Raw genomic sequence first — 24,461 nt, 5'->3', positions numbered from 1 at the left:
GGCTTGTGTGGGGTGCGTGGGCCGAGGCCACCGGGTGGCCTCTTCCGCTCATGTCCCCCGCCTTCGGCTCCTCCTTTACTTCGCTGCAGAGGCCACCCGATGCCCTCGGCCCTGGACACGTTGCGTCGCACTGGCTCATACGACGCGCCGCTGCCAGACCGCGACGATGGTGTGCTCCACGCAGCGAAATAAAGGAGGAGCCGCGGGCCGCCTGCGGCCCTCGGCGGGGGACATTCGCGGAGTGGAGTACACCGTCGGCGCGGTCCCGCACCACCCTAGTCAGCTCAAAGCGCCGGGAAATCCGTCCCCAGCCACTTCTGGTACAGCTTGTTCAGCTCGCCGTTCTTCTTGTTGCGCTCGACGAACTCGTCCAGCGTCTTCTTGAGTTCGGCCTGGCCCGGCCGCATGGCCACGCCCATGACCTGCTGGCGCAGGTTGAACTTGTTCTCGTAGGTGCCGGCCGGTGCGCGCTTGGCGATCTGCGCGGCCACCGTGGTCGAGCAGCCGATGGCGTCGACCTGGCCGGACATCAGCGCCTGCATGGCCGAGGCGTCGTCGTCGAAGCGGCGGATCTCGGTGCCCTCGGGCGCGATGGCTGTGAGCGCCACGTCCTGCGTGCTGGCGCGGGCCACGCCCACACGCTTGCCCTTGAGGTCGGCGGCTTCCTTGAGCTGCACCTTGGTCGCGCCGTACAGCACGATGGTGGCGGCCGCGTAGGGCGTGGAGAAGTCGACCTGCTTGGCGCGTTCGGGCGTGATGGCCAGCGAGGCCACCAGCACGTCGACCTTGTTGGTCAAGAGGAAGGGGATGCGGTTGGGGCCGGTGACGGGCACGATGTTGGCCTTCACGCCCAGGTCCTTGGCCAAGAGCTTGGCGACATCGGCGTCGTAGCCGTCGGGCTGGTTCTGCGCGTTGGTCGTGCCGTAGGGCGGGAAGTCCACCAGCATGCCGATGGTGATCTCGCCCTTCTTCTTGAGGTCGGCCACGGTCTGGGCCATGGCGGGCAGGGCGATGGTGCTGGCGAGGGCCAGCGCGAGGACGGTGCGGCGGGTGGTGGTCATGCGGAGTCTCCGGGGTTGAAGAGGCGGATCAACGGGCAAGCGCTGCAGCGCGGCGCTTCTCCATGCGCGCGGCCAGCAGCGACAGCGGCCAGCAGATCACGAAGTAGACGGCCGCCACGGTGGTGAACACGTGCAGCGGCTGGAAGGTGGCGTTGTTGATGATCTGGCCCGCGCGCGTGACCTCGGCGAAGCCGATGATGGCCGCCAGCGAGGTGCCCTTGATCACCTGCACCAGGTAACCCACGGTGGGCGGCAGCGCGATCTTGAAGGCCTGCGGCAGGATCACGAAGCGCATGCGGTCCACATAGGAGAGGTTCAATGCCAGCGACGCTTCGCGCTGGCCGCCCGGCACGGCCTGGATGCAGCCGCGCCAGATCTCGGCCAGGAAGGCGGCCGTGTTCAGCGTGAGCGCGATGCCGGCCGCCACCCAGGGGTTGATGTCCAGGCCCAGCACCGGGAAACCGAAGAAGATCAGGAACAGCTGCAGCAGCAGCGGCGTGCCCTGGAAGACCTGGATGAAGCTTGTGGCAGCGAACTGCGCGCCGCGGTGCTCGCTGGTGCGCGCCAGCGCGACCAAGAGGCCCAGGACGACACCGCCGACGAAGGCGATGGCGGACAGCGCCAGCGTCCACTTCGCCGCCTCGACGATGAACAGGAATTCGGACCAGCCGAAGGTACGCATTTCAGTGCCGCCCGGCCGCCCGAAGGCACTGAAGCGCCCCCTTGGGGGGCAGCGATACGCGAAGCGATGAGCGTGGGGGCATTTTCTTGGCTTACCTCTTGTCCGGGTAGTTGAGAAACTGGCGGTGCACGAGCTTGAACAGCCCGGCGAACATCAGCGCCAGCCCCAGGTAGATGGCGGTCACCACGATGTAGATCTCGAAGCTGCGGAAGGTCTGCGACTGCAGCGTGGCGGCCACCGACGTCAGGTCATCCGCCGAGATCACCGAGACCACGGCCGAGGTCAGCATGAGCAGGATGAACTGGCTGGTCAGGGCGGGGTAGATGGCCTTGAGCGCGGGCTTGAGGATCACGAAGCGGAAGATCTCCCAGCCCTTGAGGTTGAGCGCGCGGCCGGCCTCGATCTGGCCCTTGGGGATGGACTCGATGCCGGCGCGGATGATCTCGGTGGCGTAGGCGCCCAGGTTCACGACCATGGCCGTCAGCGCGGCCTGGTAGGGCGACCAGCGCAGCCCGAACACGGGCAGCGCGAAAAAGAAGAAGAACAGCTGGACCAGGAAGGGCGTGTTGCGGATCAGCTCGATGTAGGCCTGGATCACGATCCGAAGCCAGGCCGGCCCGCTGGTCTTGCCCCAGGCGCCCAGCACGGCCACGAGCAGGCCCAGCACCGTGGCCGTGAGCGAGAGCTGCACGGTGATCCACGTGCCCTTGAGCAGCAGCGGCCAGGCGGCGAAGACGGCGTCGAACTGGAATTGGTAGTTCACGGGCCGGATTGTGAAACCGGTTTCAGATCCTGGCGATGAGGGTTTACACGGAGATCGCGGAGCCGCCGACTTCGACCCGGTTGCGGCCGTTGGCCTTGGCGGCGTAGAGCGCGGCGTCGGCGCGCGCGATCACCGTCTCCACGGAGTTGTCGACCGCGGACCATTGCGCCAGGCCGATGCTGACGGTGAAGGCGGGCAGGGCCTGGTCGTCGACCTGCACCGCGTGCGTGAGCAGGCGCTGGCCGGCCTGCAGCGCTTCGGCCAGCGTCGTCTCCGGCATCACGATCACGAACTCCTCGCCGCCGTAACGCGCCACCACGTCGTTGGGGCGCACCAGGGCCGACATGCGGCGGCACAGGTGCACCAGCACGCGGTCGCCCACGGGATGGCCGTGGCTGTCGTTGATCTTCTTGAAGTGGTCCACGTCCAGCATGGCCACGCTGAAGGGCTGGCCCGTGCGCGCGCTGTGGGCGCGCTCGCGTTCCAGGCTGTCCATCAGGGCCTGGCGGTTCAGGCCGCCTGTCAACGGGTCGTGGATGGCTTGGTCCTCGATGCGTGCACGCACGTGGTCGGAGGCCGTGGTGGCGTAGCCGATCACGAGCATGAGGTTGCAGATCGTGAAGCTGCCCGTGTAGACGATCTGCACCACGCCCTGCGTGAGCAGGCCGGTGCTGCCCTGCGGGAGCCAGGCGGCGTGCAGGGCCCGGATGCCGTAGACGGCGGCCAGGATCAGCAACCAGGTGATGGTCAGGGAGACGCCGATGGAGCGGCCGAAGCGCTCGACCCGCGGGTTGCGCAGCAGCACCACCGCATGGTGGGCGCTCAGGCAGGCGCACAGGCCGGCCACGACCACGGTGCGCACGCGAAAGCTCGGCTCGACGAAGATGAACCAGCTCACCAGCGCGGTGGCGACCGTCCAGGCCAGCAGCCATGGTGCCCAGCGGATGCGCTGGCCCAAGTGCCGGTGCGTACCGGCCAGCCACACGATGTAGGCCAGCATCAACGCGCCGTTGCCCAGCGTCACCGTGGCCAGGTTGGAGGTCCAGTCGCGCAGGCCCAGCAACACCATGGCGCTGAAGATCAGCCAGCCACCTGCGACCCAGGTCCGTAGCCCGGGTACGGGCAGCGGTGTGGCGCGTGCCAGCAGCGACAGCACAAGGGCCATCAGGCCACTCGTGATGCCGCCGATCAGGATGGTGGTGCGTGGATCCAGCGCGTAGGTGGACATGGCATCAATCGAGTCGGAACGCCGCCACCGCGTGACGCAGCCGCTCGGCCTGGTCGTGCAGGCTCTGCGCGGCGGCCGTGCTCTGTTCGACCAGCGCGGCGTTCTGCTGGGTCATCTGGTCGAGCTGCGTGACCGTGCCGTTGACCTCGGCGATCTCCTGGCTCTGGCTGCGTGCGGCGGTGCTGATCTCGCCGACGATGTCGCTCACGCGCTGCACGCTGGCCACGATGTCCTGCATGGTGGTGCCGGTGGTCTGCACCAGTGTGCTGCCAGCGCCGACCCGCTCCACGCTGCTGCCGATGAGTTCCTTGATCTCGCGGGCCGCCTGGCTGCTGCGCTGCGCCAGGCTGCGCACCTCGCTGGCCACCACCGCGAAGCCGCGGCCCTGCTCGCCCGCGCGGGCCGCCTCCACGGCGGCATTGAGCGCCAGGATGTTGGTCTGGAACGCGATGCCGTCGATCACGCCGATGATGTCCGCGATGCGGCTGCTGCTGTGCTGGATCTGGTCCATGGTGGACACCAGTTCGCCCACCACGCTGCCGCCGCGCTGCGCCACCGCCGCGGCGCTGCCGGCCAGCTGGTCGGCGTGCTGCGCGGAGTCGGCCGACTGGCGCACCGCGGCCGTCAGCGTGTCGATGCTCGAAGCGGAGGCCTGCAGCTTGCCCGCGGTCTGTTCGGTGCGGTGGCTGAGGTCCTGGTTGCCGGTGGCGATCTCCGAGCTCGCGGTGCTGATGTGGTCGGCGCTGGAGCGGATCTCGCGCAGCATGTGCTGCAGCTTGTCGACGAAGCCGTTGAAGCCTGCCGCGATGCCGGCCAGCTCCTGCGCGCCGCGCTCGGGCAGGCGGCGCGTGAGATCGCCTTCACCCGAACTGACATCGACCATGGCCTGCTGCAGCGCACGCAGCGGCCGCAGGCTGGCGGACAGCACCGTGCCGATCACCAGCACGGCCACCACCGCGATGAGCACGCTGCTGATGGAGGATGTCCACACCATGCGCACCATGGCGGCCAGCGCTTCGCCGCGGTCCAGCGCGACGGCCAGGATCCAGGGCGTGCCCGGGATCTGCGCCAGCTGCACCAGGCGGTGCTGGTCGGCGATGTCCATCGGCTCCAGGTCGGCAGCGGCCACCAGGCGCGCCACGCGTTCGGCGGTCAGCTGCGGGGCGATGTCGGTCGCCAGCTTGCCGATCAGCTTCAGGTCCTCGTGCACCACCAGCCGGCCCTGCGCATCGAGCACGAAGCCGCGGGTGTTGGGCATGGGCCGGATCGAGGCCACGTTGGCGATCACGCTGTCCATGAACACGTCGCCGGCCACCACGCCCGTGACTTTGCCGCCTTCGCGCACGGCCATGGCCACGGTCAGCACGGCCTTGCCGTTGCCCGAGTCCAGGTAGGGCTGGGTGATGATGGGGGCGTCACTGGCCACGGCCTGCAGGTACCAGGGCCGGGTGGTCGGGTCGTAGCCGGCCGGCAGCGGCTCGTCGCGCGAGAACTGGGCGCGCTTGTCGGGAAAGCCGATGTAGGCGATGTCCAGCCGCGCTGCCACGGCCGCCTGGCGCAGCCCCAGCATGGGGTCGGTGGTCCCGGGCAGGGGCGCCATGGCGCGCATCACCTGCAGGCGGTTGTCCACCCACAGGGCAATGCTCTCGGCATGCGCGCGTGCCACCGCCCGCGCGCTCGACGCCAGCGTCTGCAGCGCGTTGCTGCGGGCGATCCAGATGTTGGCCGCGGCCTGCACCCCCAGGCCCAGCAGCACGAGGCCGCCGGTGTACAGCATCAACCGCATCCGCAATGTCATCGACCGCTTTGCCATGTCGCGCCTCCCGCAAGTGCATCGGTTCGAAAGCCTGTGCGGGAACCTCGCGCCTGCCGGCCGCCGACGGCCGATGGCTGCCCCGGCGCCGGCTTCGCGACCGCAGCCGTGCCCCCGGCATGCGCCGCCTGGCGATGCCTTGGTACACAACATGGAAGTGATGAAACGGCGTGTTTTTTGGCGTCTGGTTCGTTCACACGACGATCAGACTAAGACCGGTTGTGCACCGTGTGCGGTGCGCCGGTCCCGTCTGTCGCCCAGGCGGTGCGGGTCGTCAGCCGGTGGCCACCGCGCGCGGGCCTGGCCAGGCCGGTGCCGCCGACCGGCGGTGCTACAGCCGCGGGGGCACCTTCTCGGCCTTGCGCTCCAGTGGGTTCGCCCTGAGCCAGGGGGCGGGGTACTGCCGCATGAACACGTGGGCCTTGTCGACGCGTGCGTTCAACCAGGCGTCGTACGCGCCTTCGTTGAGGATCACCGGCATGCGTTTCTCGCTGCCCTGCGGCTGGTAGCGGCGCAGCAGGGCGTGGTTGTCGGCGTTGACGGTGAGCAGCGTGTAGCTGGTGAGGGTGTCGCCGTCGGGCCCGGTCCACAGTGCCCACAGGCCGGCGACGCCCATGGGCTGGCCGTCGACGCGGCTGATGCGGGTGGGGACGGCCTTGCCGTTGCGCCAGTCGTCTTCGAAGAACGCCGCCATCGGCACGATGCAGCGCTGGCCCTGCAGCCAGGCGTCGCGGAAGGCCTGGGCCGTGGCCGCGGTCTCTGCTCGCGCGTTGACGAGCTTGGTGGCGCGCAGCTTGCCGTCGGACGCCGACTTGACCCAATGCGGCACCAGGCCCCACTGCGCGGGCACCAGCGCGCGCGCCGGGGCGGGGCCGGTGGCGCCATCGGCGACCGTCGCCACGGCGGTGGATTCCGAGCGGATGCACCAGCCCGGCTTGCGCGGCCACATGTCGCGCAGGCCGGGCGCATCGGGCGGCGGCACCGCGAAGGCGTCCTCGTAGTCCTGCGCCCGCGGCAGGGATTCGTAGTGCGTGCTCATGCGCGATGGTATCGGCGCCATCGCCTCATCGCGGCCGCGGCCTCACTCCGCCTTCGCGCCCGAGATCCGCACCTGCTCGGCCGCCGCCGGCATCTGGGCGACGACGAACTTCCAGAATTAGTCCACGCCCATGGGCTGGACCGGCAGCGATCCCTGGTCGAGGAACTGCTTCTGCACCTCGGGGTTGCGCAAGGCCGTGGCGAGCGCGGCGTTGAGCTTGTCCAGCGCCGGGCGCGGCGTGCCGGCGGGGGCGACCAGGCCGTACCACGAGTCCGTGTAGAAGCCCTTGACGCCGGCCTCCTCGAAGGTCGGCACGTCGGGCAGCGCAGGCAGGCGCTGGCGCGCGGCCACGGCCAGCGGACGCAGCTTGCCGGAGTGGATGAAGGACATCGCGCCCGTGGTCAGCACGAAGTCCACGCGGCCGGCCATCAGGTCGGTCATGGCCGGGGCCGTTCCCTTGAACGGGATGTGCGTGACGTCCACGCCCGCGATGCGCTTGAAGTTGGCACCGGCCAGGTGCTGGCTGGAGCCGATGCCGCCCGAGCCGTAGTTCAGCTTGCCGGGCTCGGCCTTGGCGGCCTTGAGCAGGTCGGCGACCGAGCGGAACGGCGAGTTCGTCGGCACCAGCAGCACGCTGGGGGAGGTGGTGATCATGCCGACCGGCGCGAAGTCCTTGATCGGGTCGTGGTTGAGCTTGGCGTACAGCGCCGAGTTCAGGCCGTGCGAGGTGGCTGTGGCCAGCATGATGGTGCTGCCGTCTGGCCGGGCGCGGGCTGCGGCGTCGGTGCCGATGTTGCCGCCCGCGCCGCCGCGGTTGTCGATCACGATGGACTGGCCCAGGGCCTCGGCCATGCGCACCGCCGTGAGCCGCGCGACGTTGTCGGAGGGGCCGCCGGCCGGCCAGCCCACGATCATGGTGATGGGGCCGGGTGGCAGTGCGCCCTGGGCGGTGGCGACCAGGGGCAGGGCGAGGGCGAGGGCCGTGAAGCCGCGGCGGGTGAGGGCGTGCATGGTGTTGGCTGTAGAGCGGAGGGAATTCAAGGCTTGTCCTGCCAGGGCATCTCGCCCCAGAGCTTGCGGAAGCCCGCTTCGGTGCGTTCGAGTTCGGCCGCGTAGGCCGTGGGCGCCAGATAGCGCAGCGGTGCGTACATGGCCTCGGCCTGCTGCTTGAAGGCCGGGTCGGCGGCGATGGCGGCCACGGCGTCGACGAGCTTCTTGCGCACGGCCTCGGGCAGACCCTTGGGCGCGGCCAGGCCGCGCAGCGAGGCCAGCTCGATGTCGATGCCCTGCTCCTTGAAGGTCGGCACCTGCGGCGCCAGCGTCGTGCGCGCGGCCGACATCTGGCCCAGCAGCCGGATCGGCGTGCCGCCCTTCTGGTAGGCCAGCACCTCGCCGACGTTGATGGCGCCGATGACGATCTGCTGGCCCGTGGCGGCGGCACGCACCTCGCCCGCACCCTTGTAGGGCACGTGGGTGAGCTTGGTGCCCGTGGCGCGCTCGAACAGCAGCATGGCCAGGTGGTCGTCCGAGCCGGTGCCGGTGGTGCCCACGGTCACGGCGCCCGGGTTGGCCTTGGCGAACGCGGCCAGGCCGGCCAGCGTGGTGATGGCGTTGCTGTCGTGGATGGCGAAGCCGCCCGGGTCGTCCACGAGGTTGCCCAGCAGGTCGTACTGGCTCCAGTGGAAGGCGCTCTTGCGCTCGATCGGGATGGTCAGCACGTTGGGCGTGTTGATGAAGCCGATGGTGTAGCCGTCGGGCTTGGCGCGCGCGAGTTCGCCGAAGCCGATGCCACCGCCCGCGCCCGGGCGGTTCAGCACCACCACGTTGCCCCCGATCTGCTTCTCCAGGTGGCGGGCCAGCAGGCGCGCCACCAGGTCGGTGCCGCCGCCGGGGCCGTAGGCCACGATGAGTTCGATGGGCTTGGCGGGGTAGGGGGCCTCGGGCTGCGCCGCAGCAGGCAAGGCGAAGGCGGTGGCGGCGAGGCCGGCGCACAGCGCGCGGCGGGTCCAGGGTGTGCTCATGGGATGTCTCCGTTGTGGTGCCCGTGGCGGGCTTGTTCGAACTCAGTGGCCGAGTGCGGCCGCGATGCGTGCGCTGGCCTGCGGCCAGACCTCGGGGTTGACCAGGCGCGCGGGCAACTGGCCGTCGGCGAGCAACTGCACGATCTGCGTGGCCGCCAGCGTGGCGTTGTTGCGCCGCGCCTCGTGCGTGACGCCGGCCGTGTGGAAGGTGGCGACCACGTTGGGCAATTGCAGCAGCGGGTGTTCGGCTGGCGGCGGCTCCTGGTCCCAGACGTCCAGGCCGGCACCGCCCAGGTGGCCGCTGGCCAGTGCGGCGTGCAGGGCGGCTTCGTCGTGGATGCCGCCGCGCGCGGTGCTCACGAAGATGCTGCCGGGCCGCATCGCGGCGAAGGCCTCGACATCCATCAGGCCCAGCGTGCTGGCATCGCGCGGGCAGTGCAACGAGACGATGTCGGCGCGGCGCAGCAGTTCGTCCAGCGCCACGGCCTCGGCGCCGCGGGCGGCCATCTGCGTGGCGTCCAGGGCCGGGTCCACGCCCAGCACCTGCATGCCGAAGGCGCGGCCCAGCGCCGCGACGCGGCGGCCAGCCTCGCCCACGCCGACCACGCCCAGCGTGCGGCCGCGCAGTTCGTGGCCCATGAGGTCTTCGCGGCTGAAGCCGCGCGCCGTGCCGTGCAGCAGCCGGTCCGATGCGGGGATGCGGCGCAGGACCGCCAGCATCAGGCCGAGCGCCATCTCGGCGACCGAATCGGCGTTGCCGCCGGCCTGGTTCAGCACCAGCACGCCGGCGCGCGTGCAGGCCGCGACGTCCACCGTGTCGTAGCCCGAGCCGCTGGTCGACACGGCCAGCAGCTGCGGGCAGCGCGCCAACAGGGGCTCGCCCACGAACCAGTGGCGTGGCAGTTCGTCCTTGGCGGCCGTGGTCTGCAGCACCTGGGCGCTAGCCAGCGCATCCCAGGCCTGGTCGTCGGCGCCCTCGCGCCGGCAGGTGCGCAGTGCGATGCCGGGCGCGGCCGAGACGATGCGGTCGAAGGCCGGGTCCAGCCAGAAGTCGAAGCGCACGACGCGCTTGGTACTGCTCACAGCGCCCCCTTTTCGCGCAGCGTGCGCATGACCCAGCTGCGGTCGGCCCGGCCTTCGGCGATGGCCTGCAGCGCCTCGGCCTCGACGCGCTCGATGGCCTCCACGCGGGCGGCGATGTCTTCGGCCTCTTCGGGCGGCACGGCCAGGAGGCCATCGCCATCGCCGACCACGATGTCGCCGGGCCGCACCACCATGCCGTCGATGCTGACCGGCACGTGCAGCTCGCCCGGGCCGTCCTTGTAGGGGCCGCGGTGCGAGACGCCGCGCGCATAGACCGGCAGGCTGTGTCGGGCGATGGTGTCGCTGTCGCGGATCAGCCCGTCGATCACGATGCCGGCCGCGCCGCGCGCGATCAGCAGCGCCAGCATGATCTCGCCGATGATGGCGTTGGGGCCCACGCCGCCGGCGTCCACCACGAGCACGTCGCCCGGCGCGCAGGTGTCGATGGCGTGGTGCACGAGCAGGTTGTCGCCGGGCCGGGTGCGCACCGTCAGCGCGCGGCCGGCGAAGCCGCCGTTGCGCTGGTGGAAGGGCTTGAGCGCCGAAGTCCCCGTGGTGCGGCTCATCGCGTCGCTGATGTTGGCGACCTGGAAGCCCCGGTAGCGCGCGAGCAGCGCGTCGCTGACGGCCGGTGCCGGCCGCGCATGGATGTGGAAACCCTGGATCTTGCTCATGGGTGGTTCTCGGTGGAAGAAAAGTAGTCGGCCGGGTCCGCGACCGGCCGGATGCAGGCGGCGGTGATCTGGTCCAGCCGGGTCAGGCCCAGCATGGCCATGTCGCGCGAGATCTCCTCGCGCAGCAGCGCGATGCCGTGGGCCACGCCAGCCTGGCCGGCGACCGTGGCCGCGTAGTTGAAGGGCCGGCCCACGAACACGCAGCGCGCACCCAGGGCGAGCGCCTTGACGGCATCCGTGCCGCGGCGCACGCCGCTGTCCAGCATCACGGGCAGGGCGGGCACGGCGCGCACGATGGCGGCCAGCACGCGCAACGGCGCCACCGCGCCGTCGAGCTGGCGGCCGCCGTGGTTGGAGACGATCAGGCCGTCGGCACCGTGTTCGCGCGCCAGCACGGCGTCCTCGGGCGTCAGGATGCCCTTGACCACGAGCTGGCCGGGCCAGCGCTGGCGGATGGCGGCCAGGTGCGGCCAGGCCAGGTGGGCGCGGTCGGAGAAGTCGCGCAGCACGCTGGGCGAGAGGATGGGCGCGCCGCGCGTGGCGTAGTTGTTCTCGAAGTGCGGCATGCCGTGGCGCAGCAGCGTCTTCAAAAACGTGCCCAGCAGCCAGCGCGGGTGGCTGATGCCCTGCCAGGCCAGCGCCAGGCTGGGCTTGAGCGGCGTGGAAAAGCCCGCGCGCACGTTGTTCTCGCGGTTGGCCGCCACCGGCGTGTCCACCGTGATGACCAGGGTCTGCACGCCGGCCGCCTGCACGCGGTCCAGCAGGCCGGCGATCTGCGCCATCTCGCCGGGCAGGTAGGCCTGGAACCAGGTCTGCGGCGCGGCCGCCATGACCTCTTCGAGCCGGATCAGCGAGGAGCCGCTCATGATGGCCGGCACGTTGGCCTCCTGCGCGGCACTGGCCAGCACCACGTCGCCGCGGTACGCCGACAGCGCGGAGATGCCCATGGGCGCCAGGCCGATCGGCGCGGCGTAGCGGCGGCCGAACAGCTCGAAACCCAGGTCGCGCTGGGCCACGCCGGCCAGCACGCGCGGGCGGAACGCCAGGTCGGCGAAGGCACGGCGGTTCTCGGCCAGCGCGCGGTTGTCTTCCACGGCGCCGCTGATGTAGGCATAGATCGGCCGCGGCAGGTGGCGCCGGGCCAGTGGCTCGAAGTCGTCCAGGGACAGCGTCTGGCGGCAGGCCCGGGGCAAGGAGGGGGAGGAAGCGGGCATGGGGCGGCCATGGTGCCCAGGGCCATGTTCAAAGAAAAGCGAAAAAAAGCGGTTCTGTCATTTCGCTTTTTGGAAAATCAGGCCATGACGCTCAAGCAACTCGAAGCCTTCTACTGGGCCGCCACCTGCCTCAATTTTTCGGTGGCGGCCGAGCGCGTGCACCTGTCGGTGTCCTCGTTGTCCAAACGCATCGCTGAATTGGAAGCCTCGCTGGGCACCCTGCTGTTCGACCGCAGCGGCCGCGCGGCCGAGCTCACGCCGCAGGGCGAGCAACTGCTGCCGCGCGTGCGTGCGCTGCTGCACGACGCCGCGCAGCTGCAGCAGTCGGCCGGCCGCAGCGTGGGCCTGCAGGGGCGCTGCCGCATCGGCTTCGGCGAACTGAGCGGGCTGACCTGGCTGCCCAAGCTGGTGCAGAAGGTGGCCGAACTGCACCCGGCCCTGCAGCTGGAGCCGCATGCCGACATCGGCCAGGTGCTGGAGCAGCGCATCGTCGATGGCGAGCTGGACTGCGTGGTGATCGCCGGCCCCTCCTCGCGCAGCAGCCTGGCCTTCGAGCAGGTCGCGCAGGTGCGCTTCGTCTGGGTTGCCAGTGCCGCCTTTCTCGCGCGCGCCGGCACCGACCAGCCGCAGCGGCTGGTGCGCGAGCAACTGCTGATCGCGCTGCCCGTGGGCTCGGGCGCCACGCGCACGCTGGACGAGTGGCTGGGCCGCCAGGCCTTGAGCATCGAGCGCCGGCTCAGCTGCAACAGCTGGGGCGCCGTGGTCGGCATGGTGGCCGAGGGCCTGGGCTTCACCTACATGCCACAGGGTTGGGCCGAGGCGCTGCAGGCCCGCGGCGTGCTGACCATCCTGTCCGGCGGCGGTGCGCTGGTGCCGCTGACCTACACCGTGCAATGGCGGCGCGACGATGCACGGCCGCTGATCACCGAGATGCGCGAGATCATCAAGTGCGTGATCGACTTCCCGGCGCCGCGTTGTCTGGTCTGACTTTGGTTGAAATTTGGCTGAACTTGGGTCTTGTGAAGCCAAAGCAGGGACCCTAGCATCCGCCGCATTGCCTTAGGACAGCAGGAGACAAGCGGCGTGACGCCCTGGCAAGCCACCACTGCGGACGAAATGCGCGTGCTCGACGCGGCCTTCTGGTCGCCCGGCAGTTCGCGCCATGCGCTGGCCGCGCCGCTGGGCTTCTCCAGCAGCAAGGGCAAGGCGCTCGTCGCCGGCCTGATCGACCAGGGCCTGCTGGAAGAGGCGGGCCCCCAGGCCTCCCGGGGCGGCCGCCCGGCCGAGACGCTGCGGCTGCACCACGGCCTGGGCTTGCTGCTGGGCGTGGACATCGGCGTGACCAGCCTGACCGTGGCCGTGCTGCGCCCCGACCTCACGCTGCTGGCCCAGCACAGCGAGGACATCGACGTGCGCCGCCAGGGCCCCGGCGTGGTGCTGGCACGCGCTGCTGCGCTGATGCGCGAACTGCTGGCACGCAGCGGCGGCAAGGCCGAGCAGGTGCTGGGCATCGGCGTGGGCGTGCCGGGCCCGGTCAACTTCGAGGCCGGCCAGCTCGTGAGCCCGCCGCTGATGCCCGACTGGGACCAGTTCTCCATCCGCGACTTCTTGCGCGACGACTACCGCGCGCCCGTGTTCGTGGACAACGACGTGAACCTCATGGCGCTGGGCGAGCTGTGGCGCTTGAAGCGCGCGCTGCCCAACTTCATCGTCGTCAAGATCGGCACCGGCATCGGCTGCGGCATCGTCTGCCATGGCAGCGTGTACCGCGGCGCCACGGGCTCGGCCGGCGACGTGGGCCACATCAGCGTGGACCACGAGGGCCCGCGCTGCCACTGCGGCAACCGCGGCTGCGTGGAGGCCATGGCCGCAGGGCCGGCCATCGTGCGCATGGCGACCGAGGCGGCCGAAGCTGGCGAGAGCCCGGTGCTGGCCGCGGCGCTGGCCGCGCGCGGCAGCCTGGCCGCCGAGGACGTGGGCACGGCCAGCCGTGCCGGCGACGCCGCGGCCAACCGCATCCTGCAGCACGCCGGCCACCTGGTCGGGCAGATGCTGGCGGCCGTCGTGAACTTCTTCAATCCCTCGCATGTGCTGCTGGGCGGCGGCATCACGCAGGTGGGGCCGCTGTTCCTGGCGGCCGTGCGGCAAAGCGTCTACCAGCGCTCGCTGGCGCTGTCGACGCGGCAGCTGGAGGTGCAGTACGCGCCGCTGGGCGCGCAAGGTGGGGTGATCGGGGCGGGGGCGCTCGCAATGGGCGAGACCTTGCGTGTCAAAGGAGTCGCGCCATGACCCAGAGCGTCGGCGTCGAATTCGACGCCATCCGCAAGTCCTTCGGCCCGGTGGAGGTGTTGCACGGCATCTCGTTCAGTCTGCCACCTGGCCGCGTGGTCGGCCTGCTCGGCGAGAACGGCGCCGGCAAGTCCACGCTCATGAAGATCCTGTCCGGCTACGAGGCGCCCACCTCGGGCACGTTGCGCGTGAACGGCCAGGATTGCGCGTTCAAGGGCCCACGCGATGCCGAGGCGCTGGGCATCGTGCTGATCCACCAGGAGTTCAACCTGGCGGACGACCTCACGGTGGCGCAGAACATCTTCCTGGGCCACGAGAAGAAGCGCGGCCTGTTTCTGGACGACGCGGCGATGAACAGCGCCACCAGCGCCGCGCTGGCCCAGGTGGGCCTGTCGGTGCCGCCGGACCGGCGCGTGCGCGACCTCATCGTGGCCGAGAAACAGCTCGTGGAGATCGCCAAGGCCGTGGCCCGCCGCGCGCGCCTCTTGGTCATGGACGAGCCCACGGCGACGCTGACGGCGGCCGAGACCGAGCGGCTGTTCGCACTGATCGCGCAGCTGCGCGCCGACGGCGTGACCGTGGTCTACATCTCGCACAAGCTGGACGAGGTCGAGCGCGTGACCGACGAGGTGGTGGTGATGCGCGACGGCCAGTTCGTCACGCAGCAGAGCACGCAGGGCCTCACGCGCCACGCGATGGCCAGGCTGATGGTGGGCCGCGAGATCGCCGACCTGTACCCGCCGCGCGACGCGCGGCCGACCGAGGGTGCAACGGCCTTGCGGCTGGCGGGCTTCGGCGTGCCTGGCTGGGCCGAGGGCTGGGACTTCGAGGTCCGCCCCGGCGAGATCCTGGGCTTCGCCGGCCTGGTCGGCGCCGGCCGCACGGAATTGTTCGAAGGCCTGCTGGGCCTGCGCCCGGCGCGTGGCAAGGTCTGGCTGCACGGCCAGGCGCTGCCGGGCGACGGCGGTTTCAAGAACCCGCGCGCGGCGGCCGATGCGGGCCTCACCTACCTCAGCGAAGACCGCAAGGGCCGCGGCCTGCACGTGCACATGGGCCTGCGCGAGAACCTCACGCTGATGGCGCTGCAACGCTACGCCAAGCCGTGGTTGAACCCGGCCGCCGAGCACGCTGCACTGGAGCAGGCGCAGCGCGACTTCGGCATCCGCACCGGCGCGCTGGACGTGCCCGCCTCGGCGCTGTCGGGCGGCAACCAGCAGAAGCTGGCGCTGGCGCGCGTGCTGCACCCGAACCCGCGCATCGTCGTGCTGGACGAACCCACGCGCGGCGTGGACGTGGGCGCCAAGCGCGAGATCTACGAACTCGTGCAGCGCCTGGCGCGCCAGGGCCTGGCCGTGCTCGTGGTCTCGTCCGAACTCATGGAGCTGATCGGCCTGGCGCACCGCGTGGCCGTGGTGCGCGCCGGTCGATTGGTCGCCACGCTCGATGCCGACGGCCTGACCGAAGAAATCTTGATCGCCCATGCCACCGGCGTGGCGGAGAAAACGCATGTCCCAGCCTGAACCGACCAAACGCTCCGCATTCAAACTGCACGGCTGGGGCCCGGTGCTGGGCCTGGTGCTGCTGTGCATCGCCGGCACCTTGCTCAACAGCGACTTCGCGACGCCCGACAACGCCATGAACCTGCTCACGCGCACGGCCTTCATCGGCATCATCGCGGTCGGCATGTGCTTCGTGATCATCTCGGGCGGCATCGACCTGTCTGTGGGTTCCATGGCCGCGCTGATCGCGGGCTGCGTGATCCTGTTCATCAACGCCATGGGTCCGCTCACGGGCTCGCCGCTGCTGGCCGTGGTGCTGGGGGCCGGGCTGTCCATCGTGCTCGGTGCGGCCTTCGGCCTCGCGCACGGGCTGCTCATCACCAAGGGCCGCATCGAGCCCTTCATCGTGACGCTCGGAACGCTGGGCATTTTCCGCGCCTACCTGACCTGGGCCGCGGACGGCGGCGCGATCACGCTGGACAACGAGCTGTCGGACCTCTACGCGCCGGTCTACTACGGCAGCCTGCTGGGCATCCCGGTGCCGGTCTGGATCTTCCTGCTGGTCGCGCTGGCCGGCGGCGTCATCCTGAACCGCACGGCCTACGGCCGCTACGTGCAGGCCATCGGCTCCAACGAGCAGGTCGCGCGCTACGCCGCCGTGGCGGTGGACCGCGTGAAGATCCAGACCTACATGCTGCTGGGCATCTGCGTGGGCATCGCCACCTTGCTCTATGTGCCGCGGCTGGGCTCGGCCTCGCCGACCACGGGCCTGCTCTGGGAACTCGAGGCCATCGCCGCCGTGATCGTGGGCGGCACCGCGCTCAAGGGCGGCGCGGGCAGCATCACGGGCACCGTGGTCGGCGCCGTGCTGCTTTCGGTCATCAGCAACATCCTGAACCTGACCAGCATCATCAGCGTGTACCTCAACGCTGCGGTGCAGGGTTTCGTGATCATCGTCGTCGCGTTCCTGCAGCGCGGGAAACGGTGAGTTTTTGTGCCTTCAACCAACCAGGAGACTTCCGCATGATTTCCAGACGCCTGACCCTCACGGCCATCGCCGCCGCCAGCTTCGCCCTGCCGGCCCTGGCCGCCGATCCGGTGCACGTGGGCGTGTCCATCCCAGCCGCCACGCACAGCTTCATGGGCGGCATCAACTACTGGGCCAACCAGGCCAAGAAGGACCTGGAGAAGCAGCACAAGGGCCTGAAGATCACGATCCGCACGGCGGCCAACGCGCCGGAGCAGGCCAACCAGCTGCAGGACCTGTCCTCGGTCTCCAAGATCAATGCGCTGGTCGTGTTCCCGTTCGAATCGGCCGCGCTGACCAAGCCGGTCGCCCAGGTCAAGGCCAAGGGCGCCTACGTCACGGTGGTCGACCGCGGCCTCACCGACACCAGCGCGCAGGACGCCTACGTGGCCGGCGACAACACCGCCTTCGGCAAGATCCCGGCCGAGTACATCGCCAAGAAGCTGGGCGGCAAGGGCAATGTGGTCGCGCTGCGCGGCATCGCTACCACGCTGGACAACGAGCGCATGGACGCCTTCAACGCGGTGCTCAAGAACCATCCGGACATCAAGCTGCTGGACGCCAAGTACGCCAACTGGAACCGCGACGACGCCTTCAAGGTCACGCAGGACTACCTCACGCGCTTCAAGCAGATCGACGCGATCTGGGCCGCCGACGACGACATGGCCGTGGGCGTGCTCAAGGCCATCGACCAGGCCAAGCGCGACGACATCAAGATCGTATTCGGTGGCGCCGGTGCCAAGGGCATGGTCAAGACCATCCTGGATGGCAAGGACAAGCGCATCGATGCGGACGTGAGCTACTCGCCCAAGTTCATCTACGACGCGATCAAGCTCACGGCCGAGGCGCGTTTGAAGGGCGAGAAGCTGCCGGCGACGACCATCATCCCGTCGGTGCTGATCACCAAGGACAACGCCAAGGACTTCTACCACCCGGACAGCCCCTTCTGACATGCGCACGCTGAAAGGTCCCGCCATCTTCCTCGCCCAGTTCCTGGGCGATGCACCGCCGTTCGACACGCTGGACCACCTGGGCGCCTGGGCCAGGAGCCTGGGCTACGAGGGTGTGCAGCTGCCGACGGCGCCGCACATCGTCGATCTGGAGAAGGCGGCGACCAGCCAGACCTATTGCGACGAGGTCACGGGGACCTTGCAAGCGCACGGCCTGGCGATCACCGAGCTGTCCACGCACCTGCAGGGCCAGCTCGTGGCCGTGCACCCGGCCTACGACGCCTTGTTCGACGGCTTTGCGCCCGAGGCGGTGCGCGGCAAACCGGCCGCGCGCACCGAATGGGCGATCGCCCAGATGCACCTGGCCGCGCAGGCCAGCGAGCGGCTGGGCCTCACGGCCACGGCCACTTTCTCGGGCGCGCTGGCCTGGCCCTACCTCTACCCCTGGCCGCAGCGGCCGGCCGGGCTCGTGGAAGAGGCCTTCGGCGAACTCGCGCGGCGCTGGCGGCCCATCCTGGACAAGCTGGATGCGCACGGCGTGGATGCGGCCTTCGAACTGCACCCGGGCGAGGACCTGCACGACGGCGTGACGTTCGAGCGCTTCCTGGCGTCGGTCGGCAACCATGTGCGCGCCAACATCCTGTACGACCCCAGCCACTTCGTGCTGCAGCAGCTCGACTACCTGGCCTTCATCGACATCTACCACGCGCGCATCAAGGCCTTCCATGTCAAGGACGCCGAGTTCCGGCCCGATGGCCGGCAGGGCGTCTACGGTGGATACAGCGGCTGGGTCGACCGGGCCGGGCGCTTCCGCTCGCTGGGCGACGGGCAGGTGGACTTCGGTGCGATCTTCTCGAAGATGGCCCAGTACGACTTCGCCGGCTGGGCCGTGCTGGAGTGGGAGTGCGCGCTCAAGCACCCGGAGGATGGCGCGCGCGAGGGTGCGGACTTCATTCGCCGCCACATCATCCGCGTGGCCGACCGGGCCTTCGACGATTTCGCCGGCAGCGGCGTGGACCGCGCCGCCGTGCGCGGCCTGATGGGACTGGACAGATGACACGACGTTTGCGATTGGCCATGTTGGGCGGCGGCGAGGGCGCCTTCATCGGTGCCGTGCACCGCATCGCCGCGCGGCTGGACGACTGTTACGAACTCGTCGCCGCCGCGCTGTCGTCCGACCCGGCGCGCGCCGCCGCCAGCGCCGCCGCCATCCACCTGCCGCCCGAGCGCAGCTACGCCGACTGGCGCGAACTGGTCCGCGCCGAGGCCGCGCGGCCCGATGGCGCCGAGGTCGTGGCCATCGTCACGCCCAACCACCTGCACGCGCCCATGGCCACGGCCGCGCTGCAGGCCGGGCTGCATGTCATCTGCGACAAGCCGCTCGCCGTGTCGCTGGCCGAGGGCGAGGAACTCGCGCGGCTGGCGCGCCAGCACGACCGCGTGTTCGCGCTCACGCATGCCTACGCCGGTTATCCCATGGTGCGCCACGCGCGCCAGCTCGTTGCCAGCGGTGCGCTGGGCAGCATCCGCCTGGTGCAGGCCGAGTACCAGCAGGACTGGCTGACCCGCGCCGAGGAGCACGCCGGCAACAAGCAGGCGGCCTGGCGCAACGATCCGGCCCAGGCCGGCCCGGCCGGCTGCCTGGGCGACATCGGCACCCACGCCTACCAGCTGGCGTGCTTCGTGACCGGCATGGTGCCCAGCCAGCTTGCGGCTGAACTGACCAGCTTCGTGCCGGGCCGCCTGCTGGACGACCATGTGCAGATGATGCTGCGCTACGCCAACGGCGCGCGTGGCCTGCTCTGGGCCAGCCAGGTCGCGGCCGGCTGCGAGAACGCCCTGCGCCTGCGCGTGTTCGGCACCGAAGCGTCGCTTGCCTTCGACCAGGAGCAGCCCAACGAACTCTGGTTCACGCCCGTTGGCGGCGCGGCCCAGCGGCTCACGCGCGGCCGTGTGGACAGCGCCGCTGCCCTGCAGGCCACGCGCGTGCCGGCGGGGCACCCGGAGGGCTACCTGGAAGCCTTCGCCCAGGTCTACCGCGATGCGGCCGAGCTGATCCGCGCGCGCGGAGAAGGCCGCCCGGCCGACGCGCAGGCGCTGCAGCTCACGACGGTGCAAGACGGCGTGGCCGGCCACCGTTTCATCGAGGCCGTGCTGCGCAGCAGCGCTGCCGGCGCACGCTGGGTGCCGCTGGCCTGAAGCCCCGCCAGGCAGGGCGGCGCGCGGAGCTACACTGCGCGCCGCCGCACTCTGGGGTAGGCCCATGACCCGAACTCTCGCCACGCCCGAACTCCCCGACCCGGGCGCCGGTCATGCGCAGATGCTCGATGAACTGTTCGAGTTGACCAAGCGTGTCGCCGATCCGGCCGAGGTCATGCGCCTGACGGCGCGCCTGCTGGGGCAGCACCTGCACGCCAGCCGCTGCGCCTATGCCCATGTGGATGCCGACCAGGACCACTTCGACCTGTTCGGCGACTACAACGACGGCGTGCCCAGCATCGTCGGGCGCTACGCCTTCTCCGATTTCGGCATGCAGGTGCGTGACCTGATGCGCGCCGATCTGCCCTACATCAACCACGATGTCGACAGCGATCCGCGTACCGCGGGTACCGATCTGTCGGCCTACCGTGCCACGCGCATTCAGGCCGTGATCTGCGTGCCTCTGCACCGCGACGGCCGCTTCGTCGCCGGCATGGCCGTGCACCAGGACCGGCCGCGGGTCTGGCGCGACGAGGAGATTGCACTGATGCTCACGGTGGTGGCGCGCTGCTGGGAGTCGCTGGAACGCCTGCGCACCGAGCGCGCGCTGCGCGACGCCAACCAGCGCCTGAGCCTGGCCCTGGCCGCCGGCGAGCTGGGCGACTGGAGCTGGGATGCCGGCACCGACCGCATGACCCTGAGCGCTGCGGCCGCACGCCTGTACGGGCTGGAGCCGGGCAGCAGCTGGACACGCAGTGCCATGCGCCGGCTGCTGCACCGCGACGACCGCGAGCCCGCGCGGCTGGCCGCAGCCCATGCCGCCGCGCAGCGCGGGCTGTACGACATCGAGTACCGCGTGCCGCGTCCCGAGGGCCTGCGGTGGGTCTCCGTGCAGGGCAAACCCACCTACGGCGCCGACGGCCGGCTGGCCGGCATGATCGGCGTGGTGCGCGACATCACCGCGCGCCGCCTGGCCGAGGAACGCGCCCGCAACGAGGCGCAGACGCTGGAGCTGCTGAACCAGACCGGCGCTGCGCTGGCCGGCGAACTGGAGATCGATGCGCTGCTGCAGCGCGTCACCGATGCCGCCACGCAACTGACCGGCGCGCGCTTCGGCGCCTTCTTCTACAACGGCACCGACGACCAGGGTGAGGCCTACCTGCTCTACGCCCTGTCGGGCGCGCCGCGCGAGGCCTTCGAGAAGCTGGGCCACCCCCGGCCGACCACCTTGTTCGGTCCCACCTTCCGCGGCGGCGCGCCGATCCGCTGCGACGACATCCTGGTCGACCCGCGCTATGGCCAGTGGCGGCCGCACCATGGCATGCCGGCCGGCCATCTGCCGGTGCGCAGCTACCTGGCCGTGGCCGTGACCTCGCGCACCGGCCAGGTGTTCGGCGGCCTGTTCTTCGGCCATCCGGAGCCGGGCCGGTTCGACGCGCGCGCGGAGCGGCTGGCCGTGGGCATCGCCGCACAGGCCGGCATCGCCATCGACAACGCGCGGCTGTACGCCGACGTGCAGCGCGCCAGCGCACTCAAGGACGAGTTCCTGGCCACGCTCTCGCACGAGCTGCGCACGCCGCTGTCGGCGATCCTGGGCTGGGTGCACCTCCTGCGCAGGCGCTACCCCGATGCGGCTGGCGACCTGGCCAAGGGCATTGCCGTGATCGAGCGCAATGCGCGGGCGCAGAGCCAGCTCGTGGACGACCTGCTGGACATGAGCCGCATCGTCTCCGGCAAGCTGCAGCTGGATTTGCAGCCGGTGGCGCCGCTGGGCTGCATCGAGGCCGCCATCGAAACCGTGCGGCCGGCGGCCGAGGCCGCTGGCGTGCGCATCGAGACCCGGCTCGACCCGGGGGCCGGCGTGGTGTCGGCCGACGCGGTGCGCTTGCAGCAGGTGGTCTGGAACCTCGTGGCCAATGCCGTCAAGTTCACGCCGCGCGGTGGCCTGGTCTCGGTGCAGCTGGTGGCCGAGGGCGAGGCGCTGCGCATCGTGGTGCAGGACAGCGGCATCGGCATCGCACCCGCGTTCCTGCCGCACATCTTCGACCGCTTCCGCCAGGCCGATGGCTCCATCACGCGGCGTTTCGGTGGCCTGGGCCTGGGCCTGGCCATCGTGCGCCAGCTCGTGGAGCTGCATGGCGGCAGCGTGCAGGCCAGCAGCGCTGGCGAGGGGCAGGGCAGCTGCTTCGTCGTGCGGCTGCCACTGCAGGCGGCCGGCCAGTTGCCGGCGCTGCAGGTCTTCGCGCCGCTGCCGCCGGCCAGTACCGAGCTGGCCGGCTTGTGCGTGCTGGTGGTCGACGACGAGGCCGATGCGCGCGAACTGCTGCAGCGCATGCTGGCCGATGCAGGCGCCCAGGTGCTGGTGGCCGACAGTGCCCAGGCTGTGCTGCAGGCCATCGCGCGCGAGCGGCCGCAGGTTCTGGTTTCCGACATCGGCATGCCGCTGGTGGACGGCTATGAACTGCTGCGCCGTGTGCGGGCCCTGGGCCCGGCGCAGGGTGGGAACCTGCCGGCCATTGCGTTGACGGCCTTTGCGCGCGCCGAGGACCGCGTGCGCGCGCTCAAGGCGGGCTTTCGTGCCCATGTGGCCAAGCCGGTGGAGCCGGCCGAACTCGTGGCCACCATCGCCAGCGCCGCCGGGCGCTGAAGCTCAGGCGCCGAGCGCGGCCTCGATCTGCGCGAAGGTCTGGGCGCGTTCGTAGGTCTCCACCGGCGCGCCGAGCTGGCGCTCGATCTGCGTGGCGGAGAACATGCCGCGGATGGCCAGGGGTTGGTCGGGCAGTTGCTCGCTGACCAGCAGGTGCTTGCGGCCCAGGCGCTGCAGCGTGGCCACCAGGTCGCCCACATTGGCATGCAGCACGTCGGCGTGCCGCAGCACTTGCAGGCTGGCGAGCGGGTGCATGAGGTCGGACACGCTGAGGTCGGACACCGTGCCCTTGCCCAGGTGGCGCATTTGCAGGGGGCGCTCGCCCAGCGTGTCCTGGGTGCTGATGATGCCCAGCAGGTGATCGCGCTCGGTCACGAACAGCAGGCGCACGCCGTAGGTGATCATGGCTTCGTTGGCGGCAAACAGCGTGGCCTCGGGCGCGATGCCGACCGGCTGGGTCTGCGTGAAGTCGGTCATGACCTCCACGGCCGGCGACTCCAGCGTGACCGGTTTTCCCGGTGCCGGCCGCGCCAGCAACGCGCGCGCCGCAAGAGGTTGGGTGCCGAGAGGCTTGAAGCTCATGCCGGTCATGGTGCGGTCCTTTGCAAGGCGGGTGGAGCGTGCCAGCGCCCTCTGCATCCGCGGGTCCGCTCCGTCGGCCCGCTTCGCCATATGGTGGGATGTGGCGCTGCCGGACCAGTATGCGACGCGGGCCAGGGAGCGTCAAACCACCTGTCTCGGCGTTTTTGCTGACACGGCTGCAGCGCGGGCAGGCGTAGGCTGCGCCGGCGCATTCCGCGCCAACGACATGACGAGGAGACACCCGATGCAATCCACGCGACCGATGTTCCTGAGCCTGCTCGCGGCCGCAGCCCTGGCCGCCTGCGGCGGTGGCGGCGACGACAACACCCCCGAGGAGACCCGCCTGCAGGACAGCCGCAACAGCTTCGTGCCGGCCGAGCCCAGTGCCACGACCTTTGCCGCCCTGGCGGCCGACAGCGGGGATACGGTGGACAACGCCACCACCAGCCGCTGGGCCGGCGTGCTGAACGGTGCGGCCTACCGCATCGAGGTGCCGGCCAACTGGAACGGCCGGCTCGTGATGTACGCCCACGGCTACGCTGGCGAGGGCAACCAGCTCGGGGTCAGCAACCCTTCCATCCGCCGCCACCTGATCCAGAACGGGTATGCCTGGGCTGCATCCAGCTACAGCAAGAACTTCTACGACGTGCGCGTGGGCGTGGAGGACACGAACGCGCTGGCGCTGGCCTTCAACCGCATCGCCAGCACCAACGGCCGCAACTTGGCGGCGCCCACGCGGCTGTACATCACCGGCCATTCCATGGGCGGCCATGTCACCGCGGCCGCCATCGAGGAGGAAGCGATGGAGGACGCCAACAACAAGGTGCGCTACCACGGTGCCGTGCCCATGTGCGGCGTGATGGGCGACACCGAACTGTTCGACTATTTCGCCGGGGCCCAGGTGGCCGCGCAGGCGCTGGCAGGCGTGCCCAACAACCCGTTCACGGGCTGGGCGACGGTGCGCGACCAGGTGACGAGCACGCTCTTCACCAGCTTCCCGGGCACCCCCACGGCGACCGGTGCGAAGTTCATGTCGGTGGTGGAAAACCTCACCGGCGGCGACCGGCCGCTGTTCGAACTGGGCGTGGCTTACGGCGGCTCGTTCAGCCCGGTCTGGGGCGTGTTTGGCGGTGACGGCACGGTGAACGGCATCCTGAACAAAAGCGTGCTGGACACCAACCGCTTCACCTACACCATCACGGGCGATCCTGCGGGCTCCACGGCGCTGAACGCCGCCGCCCAGAAGCTGACGGCGGTGGCAGACGCCAACCGGGAGCGCCGCGACGGCCTGCGCTGGATTCCCAAGGCGAACGGCGAGATCGGCATCCCTGTCGTGTCGCTGCACACCCTGGGCGACCTGTACGTGCCGTTCAGCATGCAGCAGATCTACAAGCGCCGCGTGGTCGCCGAGGGCAACGACCGCTGGCTGGTGCAGCGCGCGATCCGCGGCATCTCGCATTGCGACTTCACGGTGGCCGAGCAGGTGGAGGCCTTCGACGCCATGGTGCAGTGGGAGCAGGGCGGTCCCAAGCCGGCCGGCGACGACGTGCTGACCGCGGCGACCGTCGCTGCGCCGGGCTATGGCTGCACCTTCACGCGCGACCAGCTGGGCCCGGACGACGGCAACACCACCCGGCAGCTGCGCGGTGTGGTGGCGCAGGCGGGCGCAGGCTGCGTGGCGCCGTAGCCC

General features: G+C 70.5%; 20 protein-coding genes and 1 pseudogene. 9 read left to right on the top strand and 12 right to left on the bottom strand.

The window, feature by feature from the left end; genetic code table 11:
• Positions 1 to 284: 284 nt before the first annotated feature.
• From ASF45_RS24020 to ASF45_RS23970, 11 genes and pseudogenes are all read right to left on the bottom strand, one after another.
• The gene (locus tag ASF45_RS24020; protein WP_056669089.1) at positions 285 to 1,061 is read right to left on the bottom strand and encodes a transporter substrate-binding domain-containing protein; all 777 of its coding nucleotides are present in this window, start codon (positions 1,059 to 1,061) and stop codon (positions 285 to 287) included.
• Positions 1,062 to 1,089: 28 nt separating this feature from the next.
• On the bottom strand, positions 1,090 to 1,743 hold the full coding sequence (locus tag ASF45_RS24015) for an amino acid ABC transporter permease (protein ID WP_056669086.1): 654 nt from the start codon (positions 1,741 to 1,743) through the stop codon (positions 1,090 to 1,092).
• A gap of 91 nt (positions 1,744 to 1,834) precedes the next feature.
• Positions 1,835 to 2,506 carry an amino acid ABC transporter permease gene (locus ASF45_RS24010; RefSeq protein WP_056669083.1) on the bottom strand — a complete coding sequence of 224 codons (672 nt, stop codon included), beginning with the start codon at positions 2,504 to 2,506 and terminating at the stop codon, positions 1,835 to 1,837.
• A 43-nt stretch (positions 2,507 to 2,549) separates the two neighbouring features.
• Positions 2,550 to 3,734: a GGDEF domain-containing protein gene (locus tag ASF45_RS24005; RefSeq protein WP_056669080.1), complete on the bottom strand. Its 1,185-nt coding sequence runs from the start codon at positions 3,732 to 3,734 to the stop codon at positions 2,550 to 2,552.
• Positions 3,735 to 3,738: 4 nt separating this feature from the next.
• Positions 3,739 to 5,511, bottom strand: a complete 1,773-nt coding sequence (locus tag ASF45_RS36970) for a methyl-accepting chemotaxis protein (RefSeq protein WP_304440571.1) — start codon at positions 5,509 to 5,511, stop codon at positions 3,739 to 3,741.
• Positions 5,512 to 5,878: 367 nt separating this feature from the next.
• A complete protein-coding gene (locus ASF45_RS23995; RefSeq protein WP_056669076.1) occupies positions 5,879 to 6,586 on the bottom strand; it encodes an SOS response-associated peptidase in 708 nt (235 codons plus the stop codon).
• A 42-nt stretch (positions 6,587 to 6,628) separates the two neighbouring features.
• Positions 6,629 to 7,597 (bottom strand): annotated as a pseudogene (locus tag ASF45_RS23990) (Bug family tripartite tricarboxylate transporter substrate binding protein).
• Between the two features lie 26 nt (positions 7,598 to 7,623).
• Positions 7,624 to 8,607 carry a tripartite tricarboxylate transporter substrate binding protein gene (locus ASF45_RS23985; protein ID WP_056669074.1) on the bottom strand — a complete coding sequence of 328 codons (984 nt, stop codon included), beginning with the start codon at positions 8,605 to 8,607 and terminating at the stop codon, positions 7,624 to 7,626.
• Between the two features lie 42 nt (positions 8,608 to 8,649).
• Positions 8,650 to 9,690, bottom strand: a complete 1,041-nt coding sequence (locus ASF45_RS23980) for a hydroxyacid dehydrogenase (protein WP_056669071.1) — start codon at positions 9,688 to 9,690, stop codon at positions 8,650 to 8,652.
• A complete protein-coding gene (locus ASF45_RS23975; RefSeq protein ID WP_056669068.1) occupies positions 9,687 to 10,364 on the bottom strand; it encodes an RraA family protein in 678 nt (225 codons plus the stop codon). The genes ASF45_RS23980 and ASF45_RS23975 overlap by 4 nt, the downstream gene beginning before the upstream one ends.
• A complete protein-coding gene (locus ASF45_RS23970) occupies positions 10,361 to 11,578 on the bottom strand; it encodes an alpha-hydroxy acid oxidase (RefSeq protein ID WP_056669066.1) in 1,218 nt (405 codons plus the stop codon). Before ASF45_RS23970 ends, ASF45_RS23975 begins: the two co-directional genes overlap by 4 nt.
• An 84-nt stretch (positions 11,579 to 11,662) precedes the next feature.
• On the opposite strand from ASF45_RS23970, the gene ASF45_RS23965 reads away from it, so the two are divergent.
• The 8 genes from ASF45_RS23965 to ASF45_RS23930 all read left to right on the top strand — a co-directional run bounded on the left by ASF45_RS23965 (position 11,663) and on the right by ASF45_RS23930 (position 22,189).
• On the top strand, positions 11,663 to 12,565 hold the full coding sequence (locus ASF45_RS23965) for a LysR family transcriptional regulator (RefSeq protein ID WP_056669063.1): 903 nt from the start codon (positions 11,663 to 11,665) through the stop codon (positions 12,563 to 12,565).
• Between the two features lie 129 nt (positions 12,566 to 12,694).
• Positions 12,695 to 13,867: an ROK family protein gene (locus ASF45_RS23960; RefSeq protein ID WP_056669974.1), complete on the top strand. Its 1,173-nt coding sequence runs from the start codon at positions 12,695 to 12,697 to the stop codon at positions 13,865 to 13,867.
• Entirely contained in the window at positions 13,864 to 15,387 is a 1,524-nt protein-coding gene (locus ASF45_RS23955) for a sugar ABC transporter ATP-binding protein (protein WP_056669060.1), read from the top strand. The genes ASF45_RS23960 and ASF45_RS23955 overlap by 4 nt, the downstream gene beginning before the upstream one ends.
• Positions 15,374 to 16,354, top strand: a complete 981-nt coding sequence (locus ASF45_RS23950; RefSeq protein ID WP_056669057.1) for an ABC transporter permease — start codon at positions 15,374 to 15,376, stop codon at positions 16,352 to 16,354. Before ASF45_RS23955 ends, ASF45_RS23950 begins: the two co-directional genes overlap by 14 nt.
• Positions 16,355 to 16,389: 35 nt before the next feature.
• Positions 16,390 to 17,343 (top strand): substrate-binding domain-containing protein, encoded by a 954-nt coding sequence (locus ASF45_RS23945; RefSeq protein WP_056669054.1) that lies wholly within the window; start codon positions 16,390 to 16,392, stop codon positions 17,341 to 17,343.
• Position 17,344: 1 nt separating this feature from the next.
• Positions 17,345 to 18,400 (top strand): sugar phosphate isomerase/epimerase, encoded by a 1,056-nt coding sequence (locus tag ASF45_RS23940; protein ID WP_056669051.1) that lies wholly within the window; start codon positions 17,345 to 17,347, stop codon positions 18,398 to 18,400.
• Complete coding sequence (locus ASF45_RS23935; protein ID WP_235581019.1) at positions 18,397 to 19,542, top strand: Gfo/Idh/MocA family protein; 1,146 nt, start codon at positions 18,397 to 18,399, stop codon at positions 19,540 to 19,542. Before ASF45_RS23940 ends, ASF45_RS23935 begins: the two co-directional genes overlap by 4 nt.
• A 64-nt stretch (positions 19,543 to 19,606) precedes the next feature.
• Complete coding sequence (locus ASF45_RS23930) at positions 19,607 to 22,189, top strand: GAF domain-containing hybrid sensor histidine kinase/response regulator (RefSeq protein WP_082551245.1); 2,583 nt, start codon at positions 19,607 to 19,609, stop codon at positions 22,187 to 22,189.
• Positions 22,190 to 22,192: 3 nt separating this feature from the next.
• On the opposite strand, the gene ASF45_RS23925 is transcribed toward ASF45_RS23930, so the two are convergent.
• The gene (locus ASF45_RS23925) at positions 22,193 to 22,780 is read right to left on the bottom strand and encodes a CBS domain-containing protein (RefSeq protein WP_063887773.1); all 588 of its coding nucleotides are present in this window, start codon (positions 22,778 to 22,780) and stop codon (positions 22,193 to 22,195) included.
• Between the two features lie 235 nt (positions 22,781 to 23,015).
• Between ASF45_RS23925 and ASF45_RS23920 the strand changes: the two genes are divergently transcribed.
• A complete protein-coding gene (locus ASF45_RS23920; protein WP_056669042.1) occupies positions 23,016 to 24,458 on the top strand; it encodes an alpha/beta hydrolase in 1,443 nt (480 codons plus the stop codon).
• The last annotated feature ends 3 nt before the right edge of the window (positions 24,459 to 24,461 follow it).

The sequence above is a fragment of the Pseudorhodoferax sp. Leaf265 genome (genome assembly GCF_001422365.1).
GTDB lineage: Bacteria > Pseudomonadota > Gammaproteobacteria > Burkholderiales > Burkholderiaceae_C > Pseudorhodoferax.
This window is presented reverse-complemented; position numbering and strand designations above follow the sequence as displayed.